This is a genomic window from Deltaproteobacteria bacterium (assembly GCA_016709225.1).
GTDB lineage: Bacteria > Myxococcota_A > Polyangia > Nannocystales > Nannocystaceae > Xiheibacterium > Xiheibacterium phototrophicum.
The window spans coordinates 3,002,819-3,028,527 of the sequence record JADJEE010000012.1; the positions used below are offsets into that span (position 1 = coordinate 3,002,819).

Sequence of the window (25,709 nt, forward strand, 5' to 3'; positions counted from 1 at the left end):
CACCGATGCCGGTGCATACGATCGTCGACGTGCCCGAGCTGGCCGACGACCGCGATCACGCGACGCCCGCCACGTCGCTGCGCACGCTCGGCAAGTTCACGCTGGTCGAGCAGATCGGCGAGGGTGGGATGGCGCGGCTGTACCTGGCGCGCTCCCGCGGCATCGGCGGCTTCGAGAAGTTGGTGGTGGTCAAGCAGGTGCTGCCGCGGCTCGCCGACGATGCCGAGTTCGTCGAGCGGTTCCTGCAGGAGGCGCGGCTCAGCGCTTCGCTCGACCACCCCAACATCGCCGCGGTCTACGAGGTCGGCAGCGATCCGTCGGGCTACTTCTATGCGATGGAGTACGTGCGGGGCCGCGACCTCTACAAGCTGCTGCGACGCGCCCGCGAGCTCGGGCATACGCTGCAGCTCGACGAGATCCTCGCGATCATCACGGCCCTGTGCGCCGGCCTGCACCACGCCCACATGCACGTCGGCGCCGACGGGCGGCCGCTCGGCATCGTGCACCGCGACATTTCGCCGTCGAACGTGTTGCTCGGCTTCGAGGGCGCGGTGAAGCTGGCCGACTTCGGGGTCGCGAAGGTTCGCAGCGCGCAGATCTCGACCGAGGCCGGCACCCTGCGCGGCAAGATCGCGTACATGTCCCCCGAGCAGTGCCGCGGGGAGCCGCTCGATCGTCGCAGCGACGTGTTCGCGGTGGGCGTGCTCCTGTGGGAGCTGTTGACCGGCCAGCGCATGCGTCGTGGCGACAGCGACATCGCGCTCGTGCGACAGATCGCCGATGACGAGCCGCCTTCGCCGCGGCCGCTGCGACCGGATCTCCCGGTCGAGCTGGAGACGATCGTCATGCGGGCGCTCGCCCGCGAGCCTTCGCGACGTCACGGCAGTGCGCAGGCGCTGCAGCACGAGCTCGAGGCGTTCGCAGACGCGGCCCACCTGGTCGCCGCGCCGCGCACGGTGGCAGCGCTGATGCAGTCGTTGTTCGCGGCCGAGATCGAGCGCGAGACCACCGACGCCGAGCATGCACGCACGGTCGCGCTGCGCCGCGAAGCCGCCGAGGCGACCCCCGCGACCGCGACCGTGCCACCGCCGCGGGCGGGCGTCGACGCGGCGTCGTCGGTGCCCACGCCGGCGCCGACGCGTCGCTGGGGCGCGGTGCTGGCGGGCGTCGCCATCGCGGGGCTCGCGGGGCTCGCGGTCACGCTCGCGATGCGGCCGTCGGTGGAGCAGGCCACCGACGACGACGCCACCGATCGCGAGCGCCCGGTGCCGACACCGGCCGCGGTGCCGCTGCCGGTGCCGAGCCCAGTGGTGGCTCCGGCAGCGCCCGAGCTGGCATCGACGACGCGCGCTCCCACGGCGGCCGCCGAGCCGAGCGTGTCGCCGGCGGCCGCGCGAGCGTCCCGCACGCCTGCACCGCGTCGGACCAAGCGCAAGCCCACGCCGGCCGCTGCGCCCGAGCGCACCATCGATCTCGATGCACCGCTGCCACCGGGCTCGGGCCGTCGATGAACTCGCGACGGGGGCTCGCGCTCTCATTGGCGCTCGCGTTGTCGTGGCCGACGCTCGCACGTGCCGAGCCCTCGAGCTCCGAGGCCGACACCGAGCTGCAGCGCGGACTCGCAGCGTATGCCGACGGCGAGTACGAGCAAGCGATCGCCCACTTCAAGCGATCGCACGCGCTGCGTGCCGATCCCAGCACGTTGTATGCGTGGGCGCAGGCCACTCGCAGCGTGGGCGACTGCGCGGCTGCGATCGATCTCTACCAGCGCTTCATCGATTCCGGCGCCGCGGGCGAGTCGCGCGAGGCGGCGGTGCAGAATCAACAGCGGTGTCGCGAGCAGCTTGCCGCCGAGCCCCGCGAGCCCGCGCCGCAGCCGGTCCCGCCGCCCGCGGTGACCTCGCCGCCTGCCGACACACCACCGCCCCAGCGGGTGCCCCGCGATCGCGTCGGGCCGGCGTTGCTGGGCAGCGGCGCCGCGCTGGTGGTGGTCGGCATCGCCCTCGTGATCGTCGGTGAGCAGCTGCGTCGTCGACAGCGCGCGACCCACGACTACGATCGCTTCGATCGGCTCGATGGCCCGATCGACGGCTTCTACGTCGGCGGCGGCGTCACGCTCGGCGTCGGTGCAGTGGTCGCGACCGTCGGTGGTGTCCGCCTGGCGCGTCGTCGCCGTGCCCGTCGGTGATGCGCTGGCCGGGTGTCGCGCGGTCGGCTGACACCGCGATGAAACTCGGCGTCTCGATCGGGTTCGCGGGGGGCTCTCGCGCTCTGTACGGGTCCCGAGGTGGGCCAGCTCGACGTCCGACCGTTGCTCGCGTCGGCTGTCATCGACAAACTCTGGGTGCAGGGGAACTCGATTGATGGCCGAGCTTCGAGCGTTCGAACGTATTGCTGCAGTCGCGTTGGTCGCGGTCGCGACCGGCTGCGCACAGGGTCCGCAGCCCGATCTCTCGGTGATCCTCCACGTCGAGTCGCCGCGCTTCTACTGCGACAAGACCACGGTGGTGCCGCTCGGCGACGCCGGGCACGACGGCTATCGCTTCGACTGCGCTGCGACCGGGACCTCGCTGCAGCTCGACTACGGCGATGGTGCGAGCTCCATGCGGTATATCGTGGCGATCACGGCCGACCTGCAGCCCGAGCGCGAGCTGTTGCTCGCCGCACAGCACGATCAGCTCGCCGCGCGTGGCTTGCCCGCGTGCGCCTCGGCGGCGGCGTTCGGCGATGCCGCAGGTGTGCAGAATCCGGTGCTGCGCATGGACGGCGAGCATCTCGCCCTCGGTGCGCATCCGCTCGAGCTGGCGTATCCCTGCGGCCACACCACGCTGGTGCTGGGGCTGCCGCTGCATCCGTGAGCGGCGCGCGCGGTCACGCGGGCTCGACGAAGGCCTGCTGCAGCGCGTCGGGGATCGCCGTCGGACGCCGCGTCGCGAGGTCGACGAAGGCCCACGTCGTGGACGCGCGCGCGAGCATGCGACCATCGTCGCCCACGATCTCCGTGCAGCGCACGCACGAGACCCGCTTCCACGGCTCGACCCATGTGGTCACGCGGACACGCTCGTCTCGGCGGGCCGGCTGCAGGTAGTCGACCTCGTGACGCCGCACGACCCAGATCGCGCCGAGTCGTCGATAGGCCGCATGGTCCCAGCCACGCGCGTCGGAGTGGGCCCGCGCGACCTCCAGCACCCATCGCACGTACACCAGGTTCGAGACGTGATCGAGCTCGTCGATGTCGTCGTCGGCGGGCACGACCTCGATCGTGTGACGATGGGGGCGGGGCACGGCCTCGATGCTGCCACGGGCGGTCGGCCTCAGGGCCCGTGGGCGTCGACCACCGCGAAGAGATCGCCCTGGTCGTAGAAGTCGACCGCGAGCAGGTTCACCGGGTGCTGCCACTGGGCGTCGCAGGCCTCGAGCCGTGCGCCGAGCACATCGCTCGCGTTCGCGGCCGCGGCGCTCGACGCGTCGGGGAGATCGAGCTCCGTGCTGATCCAGTGGTTCACCAAGTACAGCCCGACGCCGGGCGTGCCGCGGTTCATCGCGCACGAGAGCTCGTCGAGTGCGTGGAAGGTGTACGGCGTGTCCCAGACCGTGTCCCACGCGTGGTGCAACCACGGTGGCGGTGGGCCGCCGTTCTCGGCCGTCACCAGCACGCGCGTGCCGGCGTCGACCAGCTCGCCGAGGGTGGGGAAGCCCGTGCCGTCGAGCTCGATCAGCTTGCCTTCGTGGCCCGAGGCCTGCCAGTCGGCCTCGATCGCGCCGGCGCCGGCGGTGTCCTCGTAGATGATGACGATGACCTCGCGCGGGTGCTCGTCGAGGAACTCGCCGATCTCGGCGATCGCATCGAGGTGGGCGAGCTTCGCGAGCGAGCAGGGCCCGTGACACAGCCACGTGCCGCCCTCGTACTCGGTGACGTCGAGCAGCAACCCGCGGATGCCATCGTCGAGCTGGCGTCGCAGGCCGTGCTCCTGGTTGCGATTGAGGGCAGGGAAGCCATAGGCGGTCGCCGCGATCGAGTTGTGGGTGGCCGGCAGCAGGACCTCGTCGAGTCGTCGTGCGCAGGCGTCGACCCGCCCGTTGCACGCCAGCGCGCCGCCGGTGCTGTCGGCCGCGGTCGTATCGGTGCCCGGCGCCGCGGTCGAATCCGTGCTCGAGCTCGCCGCGCTCGAGGTGGCGGTGCTCGACGTGCCGGTGGTGCCAGACGTCGCGGCGCCACCGTCGGTGGCGCACGACGCCAGGGCCAGCGCGAACATCAGCAGGCGGTGCACGGGCTCCAGCGTAGCGCACGCCGTCACGGGTCGAGCGGGATCGGGGTCTCGAGCATCAGGACCTCGGCGTCGTCGTGGTAGAGCACGACCAGCACGCGCTCGCCCGCCGCGGCGGTGATCGGCAGGGTCTGCAGCGCGGTGGTGCACTCGGTGTCGGTCTGCAGGTCGTAGTAGCCCAGCTCGAAGCTGCCCGGTGACACCGACCACGGCAGCGCCACGCTGGTGGAGCCGACGTGCAGGCACGGCTGGCCGACCACCGCCAGCGCGCTCACCTGCGGGCCCTCGAGGTCGAACAGGTTGTAGGAGATGTGCAGCGTGGCCTGCGATGGATCGGCGTCGGCGATCTCGGTCTCGTCGAGCGTCTGCCATTGCAGCACCTCGTCGCGCGTGACGATGAGCGAGGCCTGCTCGCCCTCGGCGTCGAGCTCGCGGACCTCGAGGAAGATGCGATCGGGGCCGCTGACGTTGTCGAGCCGCCAGTTCGGCGTGTTCTGCGGCGCCTCACCGCTCGGCATCAGGACCATCTCGGGCCACTGCGAGAACGGATTGAGCGGCGCATCGAGGTAGTCGGAGACCTCGCCGAAGCCGATGTTCTCGGCGACGCGGACGGGCGCGCCGTCGACGTCGGCGACCCACGCATCGAAGCTCGCGTCGGGCACGGCATTGACGAAGCGTACGCGTGCGGCGGGTCCGAGCTCACCGTCGCCCGCGGTCGTGTCGCCGGCGCTCGCGCTGGCCGAGGCAGTCGCGCTGGCCGAGGCGGACGCGCTGCCCGAGGCGCTGGCGGTGCCCGAGGCGCTGGTCGTGCCGGTGTCGTCGGCGTCGGCGTCGTCGTCGCCGGGGCTGCATGCGACGAGCGTGACGAGCAGCGGCGCCGCGAGGTGCAGCGCTGCCAGGCGAAGGCTCAGGTGGGGCATGCCGTGGTGGTCCCGCGAGCGCCGGGTTTGATCACGGCGCGGCGGGTGCCTCGAGCGCGGGCGCCGGTGCGATCGCCCGTCAGCGCCCGACGGTCAGCACGCGGAACTCGATGCGGCGGTTCTTGGCCCGACCCCCCGCGATGGCGTTGGAATCGAGCGGCTCGTCGGGCCCGGCACCGCGGGTCTCGATGCGCGCGGCGTCGATGCCGTGCTCTACGAGGTAGCGCTTGACCGCATCGGCGCGCCGCTGCGACAGCTCCATGTTGTGCTCGCGGTTGCCGGTCGAGTCGGTGTGGCCGCTGACTTCGACGCGCACGGTCTTGAACCGCTCGAGCACCGAGACGGCCTTGTCGAGCACCTCGCGCGAGTTCTTGCGGATGGTGTCCTTGTCGACGTCGAAGAACACGCCCTCGAGCACTTCGAGATCGCCGAACTCGTCGGGCAGCGCGTCGGGGCAGCCGTCGCCGTCCTCGAAGCCGTTCTTGGTCTCTGGCTCGGTCGGGCAGCGATCGTCGGGATCGAGCACGCCGTCCTTGTCGGGATCGCGATCGGGGCAGCCATCGGGCGCGACGCCCTTCTCGTCGGGGCATGCGTCCTGTGGGTCGAGGAAGCCGTCGCCGTCGCGATCGCCGGGCTCGGGCGGGCAGCCGCTGGGCTTCTCGCCGGGCACGTCGGGGCACGCGTCGGTGTCATCGAACACGCCGTCGCCGTCGCGGTCGGTGGGCGGTGGCGTCACCACGGGCTCGGGCTTGCGATCGTGATCGCGCTTGCGCCCGAAGGTGAACGACAGCCCCAGCAGCGCCTCGACGGTGTTGGTCGCACCGTCGGCGACGCCGCGCCGTGCGGTGATGATGTCGCGGACGTCGAGCCGCAGCATCACGTAGCGGTTGAGGTAGAACTTCGCGCCCAGGCCCAGGTGCAGCGAGGCGTCGACGTCGTTGCCGACCGCCGCGCGCGAGCTCGCCACGCCGAGCGCACCGGCGCCGACGACCACGAATGGCGTCACGCTCCACAGCCCGAGCTGGCCGATGACGTGCCCGCGCACCGTCCACATGGTGGCGCGCTGGTCGTTGGCCTTGTTCGGCATCGCGCCGCCTTCGAGCTCGAAGCCGAGGAAGCGCAGCGGCAGGTAGGCCACGCGTCCGCCGACGTCGAGGCCGGCGCGGCGCAGCGGTGCGAAGCCCTGCCGCGGTAGATCGAGGGTGGCCTCGAACAGCTCGAGGTCGCGCGCCGGCAGGATCACGCCGCCGTAGACCCCGAGCTCGGCCATGTTGCGCTCGGGCGCCCAGCGATGGATCCACTTGCGATCGCGGCGCTTCGACAGCGGCTCGCGCTTGCGCGTCGTGGTCGTCGGCGCGGTGGTCTGGACCTCACCGCCGGCGGCCGGTGGGGTCGCGAGCGGGGCTTCGACGCTCGCGCTGGCGGAGCCGGACGCCGCATCGGAGGCGGCAGGGGCCGGCGCCCCGGCGCTCAGCGTCATGGCGATCAACACGGGCAGCTGCGGCATGACGATGTCGGGCAGCCTGCCACGTGGGAGCCCAGCGCCCCAAAGAACGGGCCGATTTCGAGGGGCCCCCACCCGAAGGCGGGGGCCATCACCGGCGCTACACCAGCGCGGCCGCGCGATCGGCAATCGCCTTGCCGACCTCGCTGCACTTGGCCGCGGCGGCCTCACCCGCGATGTCGTAGGTGAGCGGCTTGCCGGCCTGCAGCGTGGCCACCACGGCGGCCTCGATGGCGGTCGCGGCCTTGGTCAGGCGCTCGTCGTGCTTGCGGTGGCCGAGCCAGTCGAGGCCCTCCTTCACCGCGAGGATCATCGCGATCGGGTTCACCTTGTCCTTGCCGGCGTGCTTGGGCGCGCTGCCGTGGATGGGCTCGAACATGCCGTGCTCGCGGCCGACGTTGGCGCCCACCGCCATGCCCATGCCGCCCTGCAGCACACTGGCGAGGTCGGTCACGATGTCGCCGAACATGTTGGTCGTCACGCACACGTCGTAGTGCTCGGGCTGGCCCAGCAGCCACTGCGTGAAGGCGTCGACGATCGCGGTCTCCTTCTCGATCTCGGGGTACTCGGCGCCGATCTCGAAGAACACGTCGCGGAAGAACTGGCAGCCGTGCAGGACGTTGTCCTTCACGATCGCGGTCACGCGCTTCTTGCCGTCCTTGGGTGCGCCGTTGGGTCGCGCGCGGCACAGCTCGAACGCGTGGCGGATGATCTGCTCACTGGCGCGCCGCGTGATCACGCGGGTGTCGATCGCGACGTCGGTGCGACCGCCGGGCGACAGCTTGCCGCCGGTCTGGGCGTACATGCCCTCGGTGTTCTCGCGCAGGAACACGATGTCGACCTTGCCGGGCTCCCACACCTGCTTGTGCGCACCGTGGATGCGGTGGCGAACGCCCTGGTAGAGCTTCACCGGCCGCACGTTGGCGTAGAGGTTCAGGCGGATGCGGTTGCCGATCACCGGCGAGTAGCCGGCCATCTTGCCGTTCGCCATCAGCACCGGCCCACCCGAGCCCTTGGGGTCGGGCCAGCCCACCGCGCCGAGCAGGATCAGGTCGGCGGCCGCACAGGCCTCTTCGCTGCCCTCGGGCCAGTCACGGCTGCCGTGCTGCAGGTAGAACTGTCCGCCGCACGGGATCTCCTGGTTCTTCCACTCGATGCCGAGCTTGCGCGACACCGCATCGAGCACGCGCATGCCCTCACGCATGACTTCGGGGCCAGTACCATCGCCGGGGAGAGTGACGAGCTGAAACGCCATCGCCCCCTGGTGTACCGCGAAGCGAGCGGGGCCAGGGCGCGCGCGGGGCCCCGCGCGTGGTGAGGAACCCGACTTGCGAGGGATCGCGCAGCAACGGCCGCGTGCACGCGATTGCGCGCCGCCCGAGGCGGACGTGCACGGACCCGCGGCGGCAGGGCGCGCGCGCGTCGCTGACGGCGCATCACTCCCACAGCGAGGTCAGCTCGTCGTGGTGCGCGGCCGCGTCGTTGTAGCCGAGCTCGATCAGCTCGTTGACGTAGTTGGCCTCGAACAGCACGTAGCTGGCCAGGTCGCTCTCCGAGACCTCGTCGCTGGCGTTCACGACGTTGCGCAGCCAGCGGGCCATGACGCCCTTCTGCTCGCGGAGCCGCGTGCGACGGATGACGTCGAACGCGATCTCGCCGAGGTTGCGGCTCGGGCTGATGAGCACCACCTGCATCTCGAGGTAGGGCCGCGCGCGCCGACCCGTCATCTGCGCCGCCATGTTCTGCGCGAACTCGGGGCCGTAGAGCGCAGTGCCGGCGTGGACCATCTCGTTGGTGCGATGGATCCGCGCGAGGTCGGCCTCGAGCTTGTCGAGCATCAGCGCGTTCAACATCTTGCCGAGCATGAACACGGCGTTGGGATAGACGATGTTGCGTCGCTCGATGCGCGGCGTCTCCGGGGTCGGCGGGTTGTGGCGTAGGCCCACCACCAGCAGCCGCGTGGCACCCATGTGCATCGCGGGACGCACGGGCGTGTTCTGCCGCAGGCTGCCGTCGACGAACAGCGAGTTGCCGACCCGCACCGCCGGGAACAACACCGGAATCGCGGCCGATGCCAGCGCGTGGGCCGGCGTGATCGTGGTGTGCTGCACGACCTGACCGGGCACCGTGGGCCATTCGCTGCGATCGCCGTCGGCGGTCTGCACGAACACGGTGGTGATGCCGGTCTGCAGCTCGGTCGCGCTGCAGGCAAAGCCGTGCAGTGAGCCGTTGCGCAGGTTGGCCTGGATGCCCGCCCACGGGATCCGCGAGCGCACCACGTCCTCGATGTGCCGCGCGTCGATGAGGCCGCCCAGGGTTTGGCCGTGGTCGTCGCTCGGCAGGTTGCGGCCCAGCAGCACCTGCGGCAGCGATCGCATCTGTCGCCAGCCGAAGCGGTAGATGCGATCGAGATCGAGGTCGCTCCACACGCGCGCCAGCATGCGGCCCTGGGCGCGCGGTCGATCGGCGGTGGCGGCGAGGTAGGCCCCGTTGACGGCGCCCACGCTGCTGCCGGTGATGACGTGGAAGGGCCGTGCGAGGCGGAGTCGCTCACGAACGTAGCGGATCACGCCGACCTCGTAAGCCCCCCGTGCGCCGCCGCCCGAGAGCACCAACCCCACCCGCGGTTCGTCGTGGGGATGCGCGTCCGTGGCCTCGATGCCGCCCACTCAGAATCCGATGTCGTAGCACTGGCAGCCGCCGGTGCCGGCGGTGGCCTCGGTGCACGAGGCCGGCGGCACCGCGCTGCTCGGGCTCATCTTGATGTCCATGCCACCCGGCACGCGAGCGTCGTCGGCGGGGTACTGGTCGATCTTCGATTGGATGAGCGCGGTGTCCTCGAAGTTCGCCGCGATCTCGGTGGTGTCGGCGTTGGTCAAGAACGGCACCTCGACGTGCATCGTGCCGGTGACCGGGCCGCTGTCGATGGTGGTCGCGATCGAGAGCTCGACCAGCGGACCCCAGCTGCACTCGGCGCTGTCGAACTGCCCGAACGCGTCGGTCGGGCAGGTCGTCGGGGTGCTGCCGGCGTCGATGTACATCACCGCCCACGCGTTGCAGCGCGAGCCCAGGCACTCGTAGTAGTGCTTGTGCTTGAAGGCGCCCTTGTCGAGGCAGGGGTGGTAGCAGGGGTTGAGCGAGACCGGGATGTTCTCGCCCGACTTCACCTCCGACACCGTGCAGACCTTGCCGCGGTGGAACGGCACCTGCTTGTTCGTGAAGGTGGCCGGGGCCGGGGACTCGGTGCTGGTGGTGTCGACGACCTTGTCGACGCACTCGTTCAGGTCCGGGTCGCACTGCTGGCCGCGGCCGCACTGCTCGTCGCGGTCGCAGCCGCCCTGCGCGACCGGGGCGCAGGACACGGCCCCCGCCGAAATCCCCACGCACAGGCCCAACGCGGCGGTCAACAACGGAACACGGAGAATCGAGTCGGTGCGGCGCATGGCGGTCTCCTTCGAGCGGGCTTCCCAGCTTACCGGAAACCCGTCGACGACCGCCAGCAACGTGCATCCGCGGTCGGTGCACGTGCGCGACGGTGGGTGAAGGGTCGGCCACCCGTGCGCGCCTACGTCGCGCGAGGGTTCACCGCGCACGCGGCCCGAATCGGTGGCTCGCGCTCGCGTGCGGCGGCCGTACGAACCATACATGCCGGTCGCGTGGACCTGCGAGGACGAGGACGAGGCCGTCGGTGTCGAGCTTCTGCTCGAACGCGCCGGCGTCGCGGTCGCCGTGGAGCCGGAGGACGGCACGCTCGGCCGCTGGATCGTACGCGGCACCGAGCTCGAGCTCGAGCGCGCCGCAGCGCTGCAGGCCCGCATCGCACGTCACTTCGTGCGCCATGACGAGCGCGCGCTCCGCCAATCCCTCGACGCACGCGATCGGCTCACGCGGCACACCCTCTACGGCTGCGCGATCGCGGTCGCGTGGGTGCTGCTGGCCTTCGCGATGTAGCGCGCGTCGGCCCGCAGCGAGGGCGCGGCGCTCAGGCGCCGAGCTTCTGCGCGAGCTCGCCGTTGGCGTCCATCTCGCGCACGATGTCGCAGCCGCCGACGAACTCGCCGTCGATGTACAGCTGCGGGATCGTCGGCCAGTTGCTGTACTCCTTGATGCCGTCGCGGATGTTCGGATCCTGCAGCACGTTGACGGTGTGGAAGTCGACCTTGTGCTTCTTCAACACCTCGACGACCGCGCCCGAGAAGCCGCACTGCGGGAAGGTCTTGTTGCCCTTCATGAACAGCACGACGCGGTTGTTCTGGATCAGGTGGTCGAGGAACTTGCGGGTTTGCTCGTCGATCATGGCCTTGGCCTCTCGCAGCTCCAGGAGAAGCTGACGCAGCGTTAGATAGGCGAACGGCGGCGTCCGGGCAAGCCGCGCGCCCCCGCTTGGCGGCGGGGCCCAAGGTTTGCCAAGGTTCGGGCCGATGCCAGGGCAGCCGCGGGACATCCACACGATGCCGATCTCACGCCGACGCATGGGCGGGCTGTGTGCCGCCGCCGCGCTCGCCGGCTTGCTGCCGCGTCGCGCGGGCGCGCAGGCGGCGACCCCCAAGATCCTCGTGCTCGGCGACAGCATGATCGCCGGCGGCTTCGGTGTCTTCCTCGAGCGCGCGCTCGAGAAGGACTACGTGCTGCCGTGCCGGCGCGCGGGCAAGAGCAGCAGCGGTCTGTCGCGGCCCGACTTCTACGACTGGCCCGAGGCCGCCAAGGCCATCGTCGGCAAGTGGAAGCCCGACGCGAGCGTGGTGATGTTCGGTGGCAACGACGTGCAGGGGCTCTACATGGGCTCGGGCGAGTGGATCCGCTGGCAAGACGATGGCTGGGACGAGGAGTACGCGCGCCGCGTCGACGCGCTCGCCGATCTGCTCGCGCCCGACGGCGAGCGCCTCTTCTGGGTCGGCATGCCCGTGATGCGCCCCGAGAAATTCCACGAGCGCGTCAAGCGGGTGAACGTCATCTACCGCGCGCGCATGGCCGTGCGCCCGGGTGCGAAGTTCATCGATGCGTGGGAGCTGCTCGCCGACGAGAACGGTGCCTACGCCGATCGCATCGTGCCGCCCGGCGTGGTCGCGCCGGAGGGCAAGCCGGCGAAGAAGGTTCGCGTGCGCGCCGGCGACGGCATCCACCTCACGCCGGCGGGGGCGGAGATCCTGCGGGATCACGTGCTCGCGGTGCTCGAGGGCGAGCTGGGGATCGCCAAGCCCGGCGAAGCGGCGGGGTGATGATGGCGGCGGTGGGGCGCGAGGATCACGGGGGATCAGGCGGACCGGAAGGAACTCGAACGCCGCAACCGCGACGCTGGAACGGGATGTCCATTCCGTGCAACGAACGCACAGGGCGTTCAGCGGCGAGTTCCCGTGGCGAAGCCGCGGGAACTCGTCCGTTGCAACGGCTTGTTGGGCAGCGGACTTGGCTCCTCCGCAGACCTTGAGAGACCTTTCGTCACGTCTCCTCCCCGGAGATATCCCGAAGGTAGTACTCGTAATGCTCTTTACGAGAGAGCAGGAGAATCTGACCGCGCAGATCGAGGCCGTTCAAGAAGGCCGCCTGCTCGCGCAACTCCCCAAGTTGAGGGTTGTCGTACTTCTCAAACGCGACGTTGAGCGCCACTACAAGCGTACGATTGCGATTCAAGGGATGGCGCTTGAATCTCAGCATCTTGTAAGATACGCGCTCACTCGCGTTTCCGTCCAGTCGGCGACCATCGCTCGATTTGGCCACAGCGGTTTCGATCACGAACCCTGGTCTCGCTAGCAACTTGCGCATTTCCTCACCGAATTCGCGGCCCTCTGCGCTGCGCGAACCGGCGGTTTCTCCGGCCTGCGTCGGTGTTGGCTCAAACTCAAACTGAGCCAGAACCTTCTTCAGACGATCATCGCTTGTCATTGTTCGCTCCTGTGCATTACCGTGATGTGCCCGGCTGTCACTCGAAGAGCGTAACCTGTTGGGGCTTGCGACGTCCCTGATACGCCCGGGAGCGTTCGGTGAGTTCGCTTTCCCCGACGACGTATACGTACTCGGTGTTGCGAAGGTGGCTGACGGCCCCTACTTTCTCACCTGACGGGTTGTAGATGCCGATCTGCGCGCCTACATAGCGCTTGTAGTCGTGCTCCACCACGCGTACCTGTCCGCGCTGCCCCAGAATCGCTTCGGCAGTCGTCCGGTCGAGGTAGCCTTCATCGCTAAATGAGACAACAAGCCAGCGAGCCTTCACGCGCCGCACAAGCTCGGCGAATGCCGCGGTAAACTGTGGCTTAGAGTTGAACACACTCGTCCGCTCGCGACAGTCGACGCGCTTGCACGCTCTCCCGTACACCGCGGGCTTGTCCCAGAGGATCAACGTCTCCCAGATGTGGTAGTTGCCCAGGTACTTGTGCTGATTGTACGGCGGGTCCAGGTACGCAACGTCAACTTCACAAGATGCAACCGCGTCGACGAATTCAAGTGCATCCATCTGGTAGGCCTCGCCCTTTCCATGGTGAGCGCATGGAAGCACCTTCGGCAGCCTGAGCTCGAGGTCGTTGTACGCGCGTGGAGCCCAGCTCTTCAAGTACGCCATTTGGAGGCCCGTTGTGGAGTCTACTCGGTCGGCAGCCTCCATCAGGGAGACCAGTAGAACAGCCTCCAGTTCCGGATCCAGGCACTTGCGTGCAATCTCCTCACGAATCGCATCGATACGCGCGCCATTCTGCGGCTGAAAGAAGCGGCTCAGAATACAGAAGGTCTCTGTAAAGTAGCCGGGTCGTCCGGGGAGGAGGCTCAGTTCACGAAGCAGGCGCTCGGCATCTCGTTCAACGTGCTCACGGTCGGCTTGAACATAGCATCGGGCGAGCGTCGATGCGTAGGCATTGTGATCATTCGCTCGGACTTGGAACCCCGCGGCCTTGCAAGCGTGGCCCACTCGGGCCGTACCCGAGAACACGTCAAGCACGCTGCGCGCTCCCGGGAGCGACCGGAGGATCTCTAGCAACGCAGGGATGAGCGTGCGCTTCGAGCCGAGGTACTTGATCACGCGCGAACATCCTGCCGGGTTTCCGGCTCTCCGCGCAAGCGAAGAGAGCCGGGGTTGGCTAGAGTTGGCTGGATGCCGGCGTTGCGTGGCGCCGGCGCCCACCGTGCCCGCCCGTAAACAGCGGGAGCGTCCCGGTGCCGCCGGGACGGGACGCCGTCGCAGGTCGTGCGAGCGGAGAGGGAGGAGGCTTCGTGCCTGCACAGCCGAGAGCCTCCCGGCTCGATCAGAGCATCAAGGCTACGCCTCGACCTTTGTCGGAAGCATCTGCTCGATGGCCTCGATCTCCGCCAGACATTCGACGGCCGAACGCGGGCGATTGTTGCGGTCACGCTCCAGGCACCGATTGACTAGGCTTACCAGCCGCCGCTCCGACTCCACTACAGCCGGAAAGTCAATTTTTTCGGGCGACCGCTCCATAACCTGCGCGATCGCTGCTTCGGTCTGCTGTCCGGCGTACATCTCACGTCCAGAAATCGCATGGAATAATGCAGCCCCCGCACCATAGAGATCTGAGCGTTCATCAAGTGTAATGCCAAGAAGCTGCTCCATTGGGGCAGAGTGCTTGCTGCCGAGAAAGCCGCTCGCGGTAAACCCTGGAAGTCCTTGCACGGAGACGATGCCAAAGTCGCAAAGTTTGAGGTCCTCACCGTGCGCTGCCGTCTTGGAGATCATGATGTTGGACGCCTTCACGTCACGATGAAGCGCTCCATAGGCGTGTATCTCCACGAGCGCAGAGAAGAGTTGTTTCGCGAGCGAGAGGATGCGCAGGGGATCGCCGAGTCCGTTGCTCGGCGTAAGGTCCTTGAGCGTTGATCCCTCCACAAGCTCCATCACCATGAAACTGTGGTCGGGGCGACTTGGCGCTAGGACCAGATCGTATACCTTCGCAACGTTCAGATGGTCGATCTGCGTGGCTAGCTGGTACTCACGATCCACACGCAGGATCTCCGAACGACGAATCTCGAGCAGACGATAGATCTTGATTGCGACACGCTCGCCGGGAGCAAGGGCGACGCCCGGCGGGGCGGCGACGACAGCGGCCTCCCAGACCTCCGCAGAGTGTCCCGAGCCGAGCGGCCTGATCAAGCGATAGCAGTCGAGATCCCGACCGGCTCGGAGACCGCCAGCCTTTCGCAATTGGGGCGCGCCCGCCGACCGCGGGGAGCTGACAGCGATGCCATCGGGCGCCGGAATGGGTGGCTGCACTTGCAACGGCGCCGCGCGTGGTCCTGGCTTTGTTCCGACCGGGGGCGCCGGCGCGTCTGGACTGGGTTTTGAAACCTGCGACGAAGCAGCCGCCACGCCTTGCGGAGTCGGGCTCAGGATGACGAACTGCTTCGTGCCCTGAGTCTGGAGTACGCCCGCGTACGCGGCGTTTGCTTTGATGACGTCGAGCGCGCCTTCGATGCGCTCGATAGGGACTTGCATCTCAAACTGAAGAACGTTCTTGGCAATTGTATCGTCTGGGAACCTGTTCTGATTGTACTTGCGTAGAAAATCGCCGATGACAGAGGGTTGCAAGATCGCTTCGCGACGCGCTTCGAGGTCCTGTCCCGATTCCGTCGGTGCGACGAGCTTGCGCCCGAGTTCTGTCAATGCGATCTCGTCGCTGCGATAGGCGCCCTCCGTGAGTCCGTATGCCTCGGCGGCTCCGGTAATCGACCGAAACGCGGAGGATGACGGCGACCGATTCATCGCAAGCGCGACCTGCGTCGGCGTCGTGGCCTTGCCAGCGTACTGCTCCACAATCGCCTTAGGGACAGCCTCGGCCTCCTCAAGCGAGTGCCATGGAAGCCGCTTCTGCTTGACTACATTGCGCTTCTTGGATCCGCCGCCTGCATCTTCCTCGTCAGCATCGTCGTCGGTTGGCGGTGGCGTGTCCTGATCGCTCACCCCAAGATGCTATCACAACGCCCGAGGTCTGCGGACCGCTCCAGTGGAGTCTCAAGCAGCGCCGCGGCTAGGGAAGACTCGCGTTTCCGCGCGGCCTTGTCCGAATGGCCACCAGTCTCCGCCCCGCTGCCCAACTCTAATTCGGCAGACCTGCGTTTGTCGCCCCTCGTCGCGCCGTCCCGGTCTGTATAAACATGTGACGGTGCGCACGGCTGCTTCGAAGATGCCGTGGCGACTGGCGAATCTGGCGCGCCGCAACGCTCCGGGAGTCCTGTTAATCCAGCAAGCCGCTTCGCGAAGTTCTGCATGCTTGTCAGCCGGCCTCGCGACACTCGCGGTCAGGAGCGGTTGACCTGCGACCAGGGCATCCCCGACGAGATGCCGAAGCTCGCGCTCACCTCGTCGAATGACGACTGGCAGCTCACCGCGAGTGGGCTCGTGTTCCGTCCGGAGCAGGCGATCTGTGCCTGCGCCCGTGTCGGCGCCGATGGGGCGTCGCTCGACGTGTTGCTGCAACCGTGCGACATGCACCCGGCGGCGCCGCGCAAGGGCAGCTGCGGCTACGAGGTCGCGGTGCGCATCGCGGCCGACGACGGCATCACCCGCGTGCAGGGCTATCGGCGATGGGATCTCGCCGGCGATCCGCCGGTCGACGATGTGCTCGACCTCGGCGAGGTCGACGTGCGCTGAAGTGGCGCGGCCGCGGGCGCACGTCATCGACGGCATCGATCTGTCCAGGGAGTTTCGTCCGCTGCTGTGGCGGTGCTTCGACGCCGCGATGCGTGACTACAGCGGGGGGCTGCTGCTCTCCGAAGCCGCATGTCATGGCGCGCCTGCGCCCGTGGTGTAGCATCCGCCTCGCATGCGGCAGATCTGGATCACGAAAGCAGGTGCGCCCGAGGTGCTGCAGGTTCGCGAGGCGCCGGATCCCGAGGTCACGCCGGGCTGCGTGCGCGTGCGTGTGCGCGCGGCGGGCATCAACTTCGCCGACTTGATGGCGCGCGTGGGCCTGTATCCCGATGCGCCGCCGCTGCCGTGCGTGGTCGGCTACGAGGTCGCGGGTGTGATCGATGCGGTCGGTGCGGGCGTCACCGATCTCGCGATCGGCGATCGCGTGTTCGGCATGCCGCGCTTCGGCGGCTACACCGACACGCTGGTGATCCCCGCCGCGCAGACCTTTCACATCCCCGAGTCGATGGGCTTCGAGCAGGCCGCGGCGCTGCCGGTGGTGTACCTGACCGCGTACTACATGATGTTCTTCACCGGCAACCTGCGACCCGGCTCGCACGTGCTCGTGCACTCGGCAGCCGGTGGTGTGGGGCAGGCGGCGATCCAGCTGGCGAAGACCCGCGACTGCGTCGTGTACGGCACGGCGTCGGCGGGCAAGCACGCGTTCCTGCGCGAGCAGGGCTGCGATCATCCCATCGATGCCGCCGGTGATTGGTCGACCGCGGTGCGGCAGCTGGTCGGCGATCGCGGCCTCGACCTCGTGCTCGATGCCGTTGGCGGCCCCTCGTGGAAGCGCGGCTACGACCTGCTCGGGCCCGCCGGTCGGCTGGTGTGCTTCGGCATCTCCGGTGCCGCAGCGGGCAAGACCCGCAGCCTCGTGACCGCGATCGGCCAGCTGCTTCGCATCAAGAAGTACAGCCCCATCGATCTCATGAACGACAACCGCACCGTCGGCGGCTGCAACATGGGACACCTGTTCGACCGCCTCGATCTGCTGCGGCCGCAATTCGAAGCACTGCTCGAGCTGTATCGCGAGGGCAAGATCTCACCGCGCGTCGACAAGACCTTCGCGTTCGACGACGCCGCGGCGGCGCACCACTACCTGCACGACCGCAAGGCGATGGGCAAGGTGCTGCTGGTGCCGTGAAATCGCCGACGCCGGCCCGCCGCCAACGCGAGCAGGGCGAACGCGAGGGACGGACGCGCGCCACCGTCGGCCCGACACGCGCAACCACTGCCATCGTCGCCGGCCAGTCCACCCTCGGCGCCGGCCGCATCGCTCGCGCCACTACCGTCGTCACCGCCGGAGAGGCTACCCACGCCGTCGTCGGTGGTGCCGTCGGCATCGCCGGCGTCGCTCGATCCGCTCGCGTCGCCACCGCCCGAATCGCTGCCGCTCGGCCCGGCCCCGACCCTGCGATTGTTGGCCTGGAACGACGCCAGCATGTAGCCCGCGAAGTCGAAGCCGCCCGGTGACACGAAGTAGAGGTCGTAGCCGCTGCCCGTGCCGGTGGGCCACGCATGACCCACGCCCTGCATCGACACGCGCGTGATGCGTTCGCCGTCGTCGTCGGCGTAGACCTCGGCGGTGCCCTGCGGCATGGCGCCGGGCAATGTCGTGACGTCGAGCGGCGCGCTGGTGAGCCCGCCGTACAGCGCGGCGAACATCTCGGCGTGGATCCGCGCGTAGTCCTGGGCCACGGTGTAGTCCATCGTGCCGGCGATGACGACGACCTGTTGCGTCGCGAACGACGACGCGTGGGCACCGGCCAAGCTCGTGCAGCTCGCGCCTGCTTGCTCGGCGGTGGTGGTCACGAACGCGATCTGACTCTCACTGGTGCCGATGGCCGGGCCCGCAGCGATGCCGATGCCGGCGAACACGTCGGGCGCGAGGCAGCCCATCACCGCGGCCTCGCCGGCGCCCGAGGAGAGTCCGGCGAGGTAGACCTGATCGGGATCGATGTCGAGCTCCGGATCGGCGAGCAGCGCGTCGACCAAGGCGAGGAGGTCGTCGTCGTGACGGCTGCTGCGATCGTGGTTCGCACCGTAGTAGTCCCAGCACCCCGCGATCACGCCACCCATGGGCACCTCGGGCAGGGCGATCACCGTGCCGGTGGCCTCGGCGCTCGCGTCGAACGGGACTTGGTCACGCAGGTTGGCGCCGGTCTGCACGCAGCCGTGCAGGCCGATGAGGAGCGCGCGACCCTCACCGATGGGACTCGTCGAGCTGGGCGCGTAGACGTGCGTGGTCATGCCCGAGATCGGCGAGCTCGACCAGCTCCCGCTGGCGGCCGCGGTCGCGGGCATCAGCAACGCAGTGACGAGGCCGACACGAAGCAGGGTCGTGATCACGGCGCCGAACATGACACATGATTCATGTTCCAGGTCTGATCGCCGCAGGCGCGGGAATTGAGGGGGATACGGCCGGGCGTCCGCGCACGCGGGGACGCCGCGCGCTGATGCGACGGGTGGTGGCGAACCCGCTGCGTGGCGCGGTGCGTGCGGCTAGAAGCAGCTCGCGCACGAGGCGACCAGGCAGTCGCTGAGCGCGAGCGCGAGCGCACCCGAGGCGCCGAACGGGCCGCCGTACATGTCGACCACGGCGCCGCACGGCTCGAGGCAATCGGCACCCTGGCAGCCGTACTGCTCCGCGCAGTCACGCATCGCCACGCAGCCCGGATCCTGCTGGCAGGCGTACAGCGGATCGAGGCACAGGTTGCACGCGCACTGCTGGCACGCATCGGTCGCGATCTCGAGGCACGCATCGAGCACTGGATCGCCGCTCCCGCTCTCACCGGACTCGCCCCCACCGGCGGTGGTGGGGTTCGTGGTCGCGCTGTCGCTGGCGCCCTGCGTGGCGCTCGCGCTTGCACCGTCGTCGCCTGCGCTGGTCGTCGTCGCGCCCCCGCCGTCGTCGTCGCTCGACGACGCGGTCGCATCGTCGTCGTCCTCGACGGGGCCGCTGCCGATCGTACCGACCGGCGCAGTGCCCCCGAACGGGTTGCGCTCGGGCGGGCCGCCGCACGCGATCGCGGCGAGCACCAGGCCCGCGGCGGGGCGGGTGCTGCGGAGGAAGCACCGCGAACCGGAACGCGTGCGCGCCGACGCGCGATCGTGGCGTGGGGTCGATGCGACGGACAAGGCGGGGCCCCTTCGCCGCGCGCGGTCGATCGCGCGTGGCCAGGATGCAGTTGCTCCCGACGACGCCCGGGTTCCCGCTAGCCCGACGACAGCGTAGCAAACCGATCGAACAGCTCTGCGGCCAACGGCCGCCCGAGTCGCCAGACGATGCCGATCGGTCGATCGCCCTCGTGTCGTTCGTAGACGACGGGGCCGACGAACGCATACGCATCCTCGGTGGTCTCCCGCACGAACAGGTAGAACGACCAGCCGTTGTGCGGGCTGTGGATGTACCGCTTCCCTGACTCCCGCGCGACGCTCGCGGCCGACTGCGTCTCCCAGTGGAACAGCTCCCTGCTGATCGCATAATCGCGGTACCGCGTCCTCGGCGAGAAGCTCCTGTTCGACTTGTCGAGCGTGACCAGCAGCAGCTCGCGCTTGCTCTCCTTGAGCTGCAGGATCCCGCCCTGCGGCGTGCTCCCCTTCTCGCCAGCGCTGACGTAGCCGACCGCGACCAGCAGCTCGCGCCGCGTATAGCGGCGGTGCAGCGCCAGTGGCCACTCGGGCACCGGGTAGACCTCGGTCGCGTGCCCGACGCGATCGCGCAGCACCCCGACCAATTGCAGGAGCTCGCTGTGCGCCTCCTGCGATGCACACAACGCTGCGACCGTCTCCTCTGGCTGCCGGACGGTTCCGCGATGCTGCAGCTGGAAGTCGAGCATCGTGAGACGCATCGCATCCATGGCGGTGCCGGGCGCAGCCTCGGCCAAGGCCTGCGTCCACGCATCGAGCCGGCTCGTCTCGTCGACGTGCAGCAACCACCCGAAGCGCCGCGCAAGCTCCTCGGTGTCTTCGTCGATGTTCTCGGCGAACCCGGCACGCTGCCGCAGCCGCGTCCAACTGCCGCCCGGGCCGCGGTACACGTCGTCGATCTCGCGCCCGGTCGCCTCGAGGAATCGCGCCATCGTCGGCGGCTGACCGTCCTCCTGCGCGAGCTCCTTCATCTCTTCGAGCATTCGCTGCGCGCCCGCGAGCTGACGACGCAGCGACGCGAGTACCTGCTGTCGCGCCACGGCATCGAGCTGGAGCACGCATCCGCTCGGCAAGAACGGAAAACGATCCTCCACGGCCTTGGCCAGCCGCGCGCGCGGGATGCCGGTGATTGCGGCGAGTGTCGCGTCGAAGCGAAACTCCGCGCGGTGCTGTCCGACCAAGTCGAGCACCAGGCAGCTGGTTTTGTCGACGTGACGGCGCAGCCCGCGGCCGATCTGCTGCATGAACAAGGTCGCGCTGTTCGTCGGTCGCAGCAGCAACAGGGTGTCGACGAACGGGAGGTCGACACCCTCGTTGTAGAGGTCGCACGTGCACAGCACGTTGACGTCGCGCTCGCGGAGCCGGCGAGGTGCGTCGTGTCGGAGCGCCGACGGGGTCTCGCCGTGCACGGCGAGCGCAGGGATGTTCCGGCGTGTGAGCTCCGCAGCGATGTACTCGGCGTGCTCGATCGACACGCAGAATGCGAGCGCCCGGATCGCCCGGATGTCGTCCACGCGCTCGGCGAGCCGACGGACCATCAGCTCGACGCGCGCTTCATGACCGGTGTACAGCGTGCTCAGACCAATGGTGTCGTAGCCCGTCTTCTGCCAATGGATCTGCCGGAGGTCGACACCGTCGGACACGCCGTAGTACTCGAACGGCACCAGCAGCTGCCTGTCGAGCGCATGCCAGAGGCGCAGCTCCGCGGCGATGTGCCCGTCGAAGTCGGGCAGCAGCGAGCGGTTGTCGGTGCGCTCCGGCGTTGCCGTCAGCCCGAGCAAGATGTCTGGGCGCAGGTGCGGAACGATCTTCTGGTATGAGTCCGCCGGCGCGTGATGACACTCGTCGATCACGACATAGCGAAAGTACGCCGCGCCGTGGCGCTCGATCAGCCTTCGTGAGGCCGCGCTCTGGATCGTCGCGAAGACGTGCTCCCACCGTTCGGGTTCCGCACCTCCGGCCAACAGCTCGCCGAACGCTGGATCACGCAAGGCGTGTCTGAATGTCTCGCGCGCCTGCTCGAGTAGCTCCTGCCGATGCGCGAGGAACAGCAGCGTAGGCGCGACGCCGCCTTTGCGCTGTCGAACGTAGTCGAGCGCCGCGAGCACCGTCTTCCCGGTGCCGGTGGCGGCAACGACGAGGTTGCGACGCCGCCCGTGAACGACCCGTTCGGCTTCGAGTCGATCGAGGATCTCCAACTGGAACGCGTACGGACGCAGCTCGAACAGAAACGGTGTGCGTTCGTCGCGGCTGCGTTGGTTTCCCAGCGCGCGTCGAAGTCGCGTCTCGTGCTCCGGGTTGTCGGGGTCGAATCGCTCGAACTCGGGATCATTCCACAGGGTCTCGAACGTGGCGTCGATCTTCTCGACGACGTGGGCCAGGTCGGCTGCGCACAGCTTGACCATCCACTCCTGCCCGCTACCCAGCGCGGTCGACGTGAGATTCGCGGAGCCGACGTACGCCGTGTGCAGGCCGCCCTCGCGCCAGAACATCCACGCCTTGGCGTGGAGTCGCGTGCGCTGGGTGTCGTACGACACGCGCACCTCGACACCCGGGAGCCGAGCCAGATACGCGAGCGCCTCGACCTGCGTCGTGCCCGTGAACACCGTCGTCAGCAGGCGCATCCGCACGCCCCCCGGTCGTCGCGCGACCGCGTCGAGCGAGTCGCGGAGCGCACGGACGCCGCTCATCGTCACGAACGCGATCAGGGCGTCGATGCGATCGGCACACGCGACCTCACGCGCGAGCTCGTGCCCGAGTGCAGGCTCGGCACGATTGCGCGTGAGCAATGTGCTCTGCGAGAGCGGCGTCTCCGGCCGAATGGGAGCTGCGCCGGCGTGGATCGCCTTCAAGACACGGCCGGGCGCCGCAATGCGGGACCCCACGACCACCGAGCGAATGTCGTCGGCACCGATCGACGCGAGCACTCGATTCGCGATCTCGATCTGCCCCGCCGGACGCTCGCTGCGCGGCACGTCGTCGAGCACACGCAAGAACTCATGGGCGAGGTGCTGCGCGAGCACCACGTGCGCATCACCGGCGTCGAGCTCGTCCTGCTCGACCGTGCGAGTGTCGAGCACTGCCGCGATGCGCGCGGCGAGCTCGTCGGTGACGAGGTGCTCGTAGACACCATCCGCCAGCTCCGCACGCGCCTTCGCCATCGCTGGCATTGCACCACGTCTGCGGCATCGGGTCCACGCGCACGTGTCTCGAGAGTCGCACGTGACTCGAGCGGATCTCGTCACGGGAGATGCCGTGGGGCCACGTCGTTGGCTACCGCGCCCAGTAGTCCCCCAGTCGTCACATCGCCTGCACGAACACCAGCACGTGATTCCCCGGATCGTCCACGAATGCCACGGGCCCCCACTCGACGTGAACCTCCGGCAGCTCGCCGGGCACCTGCACGATGTCGACGCCGTGGCGCTTCGCGGGGAGGTCGGCGTGGGAGCGCACCGCGACGGCACCCAGGGCGGTCGCGACGGGCTCGAGATCGACGACCTCGCCGGTCTGCATGGTGCCAAAGCCGTACGTGTACTCGAACCGCACCTGCTCGGGCGGCGGGCCGCTCGTTCGCGTCGGCAAGGCGTCGCGCTTGCTGGTCATCGCTGCGGCGACCGCAGCGGTGTCGATGACCATCGTCCATTTCACGGGGGCCTCGTGGCCGGCGCGATCGGTGAATCGCGCGTGGCGTGCCGCGGCGATCACGTCGGCGCTCGCGTCGTGCGTGGGGTTCACGATGATGCCGCGGCCGGTCTTGGTGCTCCACAGCAGCGCCGCGTAGCCGACGCGCACGCCGTCGAATCCACTGGGCGGCGGGTCGGGTCGTCGCGGTGGCGGATCGTCGTGGCCGATCCACGGTGCCATGACCTTGGTGAAGGCGAACAGCGGCAAGGCCGGCGTCGGCGTGCGCGGGACCTTGGCGTAGACGCGCTTGCCGGTCGCGAGATCGAGCTCGACCGTGAGGGGCTCGTCGTTCGACGCGTCGACCGCAGCGACCACCAAGCGGTGGGATTCGGCGCTCACGTCGAGCATGCGCAGGTTCGTCTTCAGGATCGCCACGCCGCCGAGGTAGCCGTCGGAGACGTGCGGATCGATCCCGGAGAACACCCACGCCTGCGCTCCGGTCGCGGCGTCGAGCGCCATCACCCGTTCGTTCTGCATCAGCACCACGCGTTGGTCGGCGATCAGCAGGCGCCAGTCCGTGTCCGCGCCGCCATCGATGCGTTGCGCGTGGATCCACGAGAGCCACTTCGCCTTGTCGACGCGGCCGTCGATCCGCGCCGCGACGACGTAGCCCGGATCATTCGGTGCGGTGTCGAAGCCGAAGCCCACCACGATGACGGTGTCGTCGCCCACGCGTGCGCGCTCGTAGAACCTCGGCACGCCGACGCCACCGCCGGGCAGCAGCAGCAGATCGCCGAGCCGGATCTCGCCATCGGGGGCCACGCGCACCGATCGGCCGTTGCCGACGTCGATCGCGGTGTCGCCCGCGATCGGTGTCGCCGAGATCGAAGGCTCGCGCCGCGCGGCCTTGGGTCGCACGGGCTCGGGGAGACGGGCGCCCGAGCGGGAGGACGGGGCCGTGGCCGCAACGTCGCCGGGAGCCTCGCGGGATGGTCCGACGGCGGCGAGCGGCTGCCGTGATTCGGCGGTGCCGCGATGCGGCCCGCAGGCGAGCTGCGCGAAGACGGCGAGACCCAAGCCGAGGTGGAGCAAGTGGCATGGCATGCGATGCCTCCACGAACGCACGCAGCGTGCCAGGCGATCGACGACCCGAATGCCCGCCAGTTCGCCCACCGGTCCGCCGTGCATGACCCGGATCGATCCCCGACCACGGCGCGGATCGGGTCATCGCGCCCGCTTCGACCCGGCTGCGCGGCCGCACGCGACGGGTCGTTGCCGTCGTCGCCGCGCCGCGCCGAACCCCAGGCCAGCCACGAGCAGCCACGCAGTCGCCGGGTTCGGCGACGAACTCGCGCAGCTACATCCGGAGGCGGCCTGGTCTTGCCCCTGCGCGCCGGCATCGGTTTCGGCCCCGTCGGCGGCCGAGCTTGCCGTCGTCGATCCGTCCGCGCCGAGTGTCGAGGCATCGTCGCCCGCGGCCGTGCCACCGCTCGCGCCCGGGCCATCGTTGCCGGTGCCGGCGTCGCTGCTGCCGTCGCCACCGCCGTCGGATGCAGCTCCGGTGGTGTCGCCCGGCGCACTGCCGTCGCCGATGGGCCCGATGTACGCGCTGGCCACGACGACGTTGTCGTACCACTTGCGGGTCTCGCCCGCGGCGTTGTTACCGGCGTGGAACGCCAACCAGATCCGATCGATGGTCAGCTCGGGCACGTCCCGCAGCCGCAGGTTCGGCCAGTCCGCCACCAATGCCCCGTCGATCCACGCTGCGATGCGTCCATCGCGTTGCCCCGGCGTGTTGGCCACCACCATGAGCTCCATGCATTGCCACGTCTGTAGCGGTTGGATGACATCGGGGCGCGGGGTGAAGTCGGGACCGAAGTCGTAGGGCAGGCTGGTGTTGGGCGCCACCAGACCGGTCGGGAAGAAGTGGTCGCCGTAATCGTCGCGCTGCTCGGGATGGTAGATGTACACGTTCAAGAGGCCCGGCGAGGCGGTCTGCGGCGACTCGCGGAGGTTCTCGAGTGTGACGAGCCACTTGTTGGTGCCGTCGGCGGGGATGCCCGGCGTCGCGTCGTGGCCGTTGAAGTAGTGCGAGGCGATCATCCCGCCGTTGTGGCTCGAGCCGGTGATCGCGAACGCGCCGTCGAACTTGGTGTAGTAGCGCAGGAACATGACGTCCGGCTCGGGGCTGATCCACTTGGTCACCGCGTTCGACACCTCGCCATCGCCCTGCGGAAGCGTGAACTCGAGCGACTGCGCGCCGGCGAAGACGTCCTCGGGTGCGGTGGCGAATGCGATGTTCTGGTACTGGTAGACCGACTCCCAGTGGGCGTCGAGGTCGCTCGACGCGGCGTAGCTCTCGAAGTCGTCGAACACGATGACCTCGGGATCGTCGCCGATGCCCTCGTCCGCGACGTACTTCGCCGCGATCCCGGTCGGCCCCTCGGGCAGTGGCGCGAGCGCCCACGCCTGCGCATGCAGGCCCAGCCAGGCCACCACGGTGATTCCGCGCAGTCGTCGTCGAGGGGCGGTCGTCCATCGCTCGGGCATTCGCAGTCGCTCCAGCACCTGCAGTACCGCGGGCGCTGGACTTGTCTCAGCCGTATCGT

The 25,709-nt window shown here is 69.1% G+C and carries 23 protein-coding genes; 7 read left to right on the plus strand and 16 right to left on the minus strand.

Features of this window, described 5'->3' with window-relative positions; genetic code table 11:
* Window positions 1-5 precede the first annotated feature (5 nt).
* The 3 genes from IPH07_37470 to IPH07_37480 all read left to right on the plus strand — a co-directional run bounded on the left by IPH07_37470 (window position 6) and on the right by IPH07_37480 (window position 2,858).
* Window positions 6-1,511: a protein kinase gene (locus IPH07_37470; protein ID MBK6923139.1), complete on the plus strand. Its 1,506-nt coding sequence runs from the start codon at window positions 6-8 to the stop codon at window positions 1,509-1,511.
* Window positions 1,508-2,188 carry a hypothetical protein gene (locus IPH07_37475; protein MBK6923140.1) on the plus strand — a complete coding sequence of 227 codons (681 nt, stop codon included), beginning with the start codon at window positions 1,508-1,510 and terminating at the stop codon, window positions 2,186-2,188. The genes IPH07_37470 and IPH07_37475 overlap by 4 nt, the downstream gene beginning before the upstream one ends.
* A gap of 175 nt (window positions 2,189-2,363) precedes the next feature.
* Complete coding sequence (locus tag IPH07_37480) at window positions 2,364-2,858, plus strand: hypothetical protein (GenBank protein MBK6923141.1); 495 nt, start codon at window positions 2,364-2,366, stop codon at window positions 2,856-2,858.
* A gap of 13 nt (window positions 2,859-2,871) precedes the next feature.
* On the opposite strand, the gene IPH07_37485 is transcribed toward IPH07_37480, so the two are convergent.
* The 7 genes from IPH07_37485 to IPH07_37515 all read right to left on the minus strand — a co-directional run bounded on the left by IPH07_37485 (window position 2,872) and on the right by IPH07_37515 (window position 10,135).
* The gene (locus IPH07_37485; protein ID MBK6923142.1) at window positions 2,872-3,285 is read right to left on the minus strand and encodes an acyl-CoA thioesterase; all 414 of its coding nucleotides are present in this window, start codon (window positions 3,283-3,285) and stop codon (window positions 2,872-2,874) included.
* A gap of 29 nt (window positions 3,286-3,314) precedes the next feature.
* Window positions 3,315-4,271, minus strand: a complete 957-nt coding sequence (locus IPH07_37490; GenBank protein ID MBK6923143.1) for a hypothetical protein — start codon at window positions 4,269-4,271, stop codon at window positions 3,315-3,317.
* Window positions 4,272-4,294: 23 nt separating this feature from the next.
* Window positions 4,295-5,188: a DUF4397 domain-containing protein gene (locus IPH07_37495; GenBank protein ID MBK6923144.1), complete on the minus strand. Its 894-nt coding sequence runs from the start codon at window positions 5,186-5,188 to the stop codon at window positions 4,295-4,297.
* A gap of 79 nt (window positions 5,189-5,267) precedes the next feature.
* Window positions 5,268-6,695 carry an OmpA family protein gene (locus IPH07_37500; protein MBK6923145.1) on the minus strand — a complete coding sequence of 476 codons (1,428 nt, stop codon included), beginning with the start codon at window positions 6,693-6,695 and terminating at the stop codon, window positions 5,268-5,270.
* Window positions 6,696-6,792: 97 nt separating this feature from the next.
* On the minus strand, window positions 6,793-7,947 hold the full coding sequence (locus IPH07_37505; protein ID MBK6923146.1) for an isocitrate/isopropylmalate dehydrogenase family protein: 1,155 nt from the start codon (window positions 7,945-7,947) through the stop codon (window positions 6,793-6,795).
* A gap of 181 nt (window positions 7,948-8,128) precedes the next feature.
* Complete coding sequence (locus IPH07_37510) at window positions 8,129-9,361, minus strand: patatin-like phospholipase family protein (GenBank protein MBK6923147.1); 1,233 nt, start codon at window positions 9,359-9,361, stop codon at window positions 8,129-8,131.
* Entirely contained in the window at window positions 9,362-10,135 is a 774-nt protein-coding gene (locus tag IPH07_37515) for a hypothetical protein (GenBank protein ID MBK6923148.1), read from the minus strand. It abuts the gene before it with no gap.
* 202 nt (window positions 10,136-10,337) lie between these two features.
* Between IPH07_37515 and IPH07_37520 the strand changes: the two genes are divergently transcribed.
* Entirely contained in the window at window positions 10,338-10,643 is a 306-nt protein-coding gene (locus tag IPH07_37520; GenBank protein MBK6923149.1) for a hypothetical protein, read from the plus strand.
* Window positions 10,644-10,674: 31 nt separating this feature from the next.
* Here the strand turns inward: IPH07_37520 and grxD are convergent, their stop codons facing one another.
* Window positions 10,675-10,989 carry a Grx4 family monothiol glutaredoxin gene (gene grxD, locus IPH07_37525; protein ID MBK6923150.1) on the minus strand — a complete coding sequence of 105 codons (315 nt, stop codon included), beginning with the start codon at window positions 10,987-10,989 and terminating at the stop codon, window positions 10,675-10,677.
* A 154-nt stretch (window positions 10,990-11,143) separates the two neighbouring features.
* On the opposite strand from grxD, the gene IPH07_37530 reads away from it, so the two are divergent.
* Window positions 11,144-11,911 carry a DUF459 domain-containing protein gene (locus tag IPH07_37530; protein MBK6923151.1) on the plus strand — a complete coding sequence of 256 codons (768 nt, stop codon included), beginning with the start codon at window positions 11,144-11,146 and terminating at the stop codon, window positions 11,909-11,911.
* A gap of 220 nt (window positions 11,912-12,131) precedes the next feature.
* Here IPH07_37530 and IPH07_37535 read toward each other — a convergent pair whose 3' ends face one another.
* The 3 genes from IPH07_37535 to IPH07_37545 form a co-directional block, all read right to left on the minus strand.
* Window positions 12,132-12,575 (minus strand): hypothetical protein, encoded by a 444-nt coding sequence (locus tag IPH07_37535; protein ID MBK6923152.1) that lies wholly within the window; start codon window positions 12,573-12,575, stop codon window positions 12,132-12,134.
* Window positions 12,576-12,612: 37 nt separating this feature from the next.
* On the minus strand, window positions 12,613-13,701 hold the full coding sequence (locus tag IPH07_37540; GenBank protein MBK6923153.1) for a DNA adenine methylase: 1,089 nt from the start codon (window positions 13,699-13,701) through the stop codon (window positions 12,613-12,615).
* A gap of 237 nt (window positions 13,702-13,938) precedes the next feature.
* Window positions 13,939-15,594 carry a protein kinase gene (locus IPH07_37545; GenBank protein MBK6923154.1) on the minus strand — a complete coding sequence of 552 codons (1,656 nt, stop codon included), beginning with the start codon at window positions 15,592-15,594 and terminating at the stop codon, window positions 13,939-13,941.
* 348 nt (window positions 15,595-15,942) lie between these two features.
* Here IPH07_37545 and IPH07_37550 point away from each other — a divergent pair, with 348 nt between their 5' ends.
* Window positions 15,943-16,284: a hypothetical protein gene (locus IPH07_37550; protein ID MBK6923155.1), complete on the plus strand. Its 342-nt coding sequence runs from the start codon at window positions 15,943-15,945 to the stop codon at window positions 16,282-16,284.
* A 172-nt stretch (window positions 16,285-16,456) separates the two neighbouring features.
* Window positions 16,457-17,470, plus strand: coding sequence for a zinc-binding dehydrogenase (locus IPH07_37555; GenBank protein MBK6923156.1), 1,014 nt, complete (start codon window positions 16,457-16,459; stop codon window positions 17,468-17,470).
* On the opposite strand, the gene IPH07_37560 is transcribed toward IPH07_37555, so the two are convergent.
* The 5 genes from IPH07_37560 to IPH07_37580 all read right to left on the minus strand — a co-directional run bounded on the left by IPH07_37560 (window position 17,422) and on the right by IPH07_37580 (window position 25,650).
* On the minus strand, window positions 17,422-18,687 hold the full coding sequence (locus IPH07_37560; GenBank protein ID MBK6923157.1) for a PHB depolymerase family esterase: 1,266 nt from the start codon (window positions 18,685-18,687) through the stop codon (window positions 17,422-17,424). The genes IPH07_37555 and IPH07_37560 overlap by 49 nt on opposite strands.
* A 141-nt stretch (window positions 18,688-18,828) precedes the next feature.
* A complete protein-coding gene (locus IPH07_37565; protein MBK6923158.1) occupies window positions 18,829-19,464 on the minus strand; it encodes a hypothetical protein in 636 nt (211 codons plus the stop codon).
* A 77-nt stretch (window positions 19,465-19,541) separates the two neighbouring features.
* A complete protein-coding gene (locus tag IPH07_37570; protein MBK6923159.1) occupies window positions 19,542-22,637 on the minus strand; it encodes a DUF3427 domain-containing protein in 3,096 nt (1,031 codons plus the stop codon).
* A gap of 139 nt (window positions 22,638-22,776) precedes the next feature.
* Window positions 22,777-24,018 carry a hypothetical protein gene (locus IPH07_37575; protein ID MBK6923160.1) on the minus strand — a complete coding sequence of 414 codons (1,242 nt, stop codon included), beginning with the start codon at window positions 24,016-24,018 and terminating at the stop codon, window positions 22,777-22,779.
* A gap of 306 nt (window positions 24,019-24,324) precedes the next feature.
* A complete protein-coding gene (locus tag IPH07_37580) occupies window positions 24,325-25,650 on the minus strand; it encodes a VPLPA-CTERM sorting domain-containing protein (protein MBK6923161.1) in 1,326 nt (441 codons plus the stop codon).
* Window positions 25,651-25,709 lie beyond the last annotated feature (59 nt).

What these genes read in the sequence shown, in the direction of transcription:
- IPH07_37570 (MBK6923159.1), bottom strand. Translation starts at nt 22,637, where the DNA reads ATGGCGAAGGCGCGTGCGGAGCTGGCGGATGGTGTCTACGAGCACCTC.
- IPH07_37475 (MBK6923140.1), top strand. Translation starts at nt 1,508, where the DNA reads ATGAACTCGCGACGGGGGCTCGCGCTCTCATTGGCGCTCGCGTTGTCG.
- IPH07_37530 (MBK6923151.1), top strand. Translation starts at nt 11,144, where the DNA reads ATGCCGATCTCACGCCGACGCATGGGCGGGCTGTGTGCCGCCGCCGCG.
- IPH07_37580 (MBK6923161.1), bottom strand. Translation starts at nt 25,650, where the DNA reads ATGCCCGAGCGATGGACGACCGCCCCTCGACGACGACTGCGCGGAATC.
- IPH07_37520 (MBK6923149.1), top strand. Translation starts at nt 10,338, where the DNA reads ATGCCGGTCGCGTGGACCTGCGAGGACGAGGACGAGGCCGTCGGTGTC.
- IPH07_37470 (MBK6923139.1), top strand. Translation starts at nt 6, where the DNA reads ATGCCGGTGCATACGATCGTCGACGTGCCCGAGCTGGCCGACGACCGC.
- IPH07_37505 (MBK6923146.1), bottom strand. Translation starts at nt 7,947, where the DNA reads ATGGCGTTTCAGCTCGTCACTCTCCCCGGCGATGGTACTGGCCCCGAA.
- grxD (MBK6923150.1), bottom strand. Translation starts at nt 10,989, where the DNA reads ATGATCGACGAGCAAACCCGCAAGTTCCTCGACCACCTGATCCAGAAC.
- IPH07_37535 (MBK6923152.1), bottom strand. Translation starts at nt 12,575, where the DNA reads ATGACAAGCGATGATCGTCTGAAGAAGGTTCTGGCTCAGTTTGAGTTT.
- IPH07_37560 (MBK6923157.1), bottom strand. Translation starts at nt 18,687, where the DNA reads ATGTTCGGCGCCGTGATCACGACCCTGCTTCGTGTCGGCCTCGTCACT.
- IPH07_37495 (MBK6923144.1), bottom strand. Translation starts at nt 5,188, where the DNA reads ATGCCCCACCTGAGCCTTCGCCTGGCAGCGCTGCACCTCGCGGCGCCG.
- IPH07_37480 (MBK6923141.1), top strand. Translation starts at nt 2,364, where the DNA reads ATGGCCGAGCTTCGAGCGTTCGAACGTATTGCTGCAGTCGCGTTGGTC.
- IPH07_37500 (MBK6923145.1), bottom strand. Translation starts at nt 6,695, where the DNA reads ATGCCGCAGCTGCCCGTGTTGATCGCCATGACGCTGAGCGCCGGGGCG.
- IPH07_37515 (MBK6923148.1), bottom strand. Translation starts at nt 10,135, where the DNA reads ATGCGCCGCACCGACTCGATTCTCCGTGTTCCGTTGTTGACCGCCGCG.
- IPH07_37555 (MBK6923156.1), top strand. Translation starts at nt 16,457, where the DNA reads ATGCGGCAGATCTGGATCACGAAAGCAGGTGCGCCCGAGGTGCTGCAG.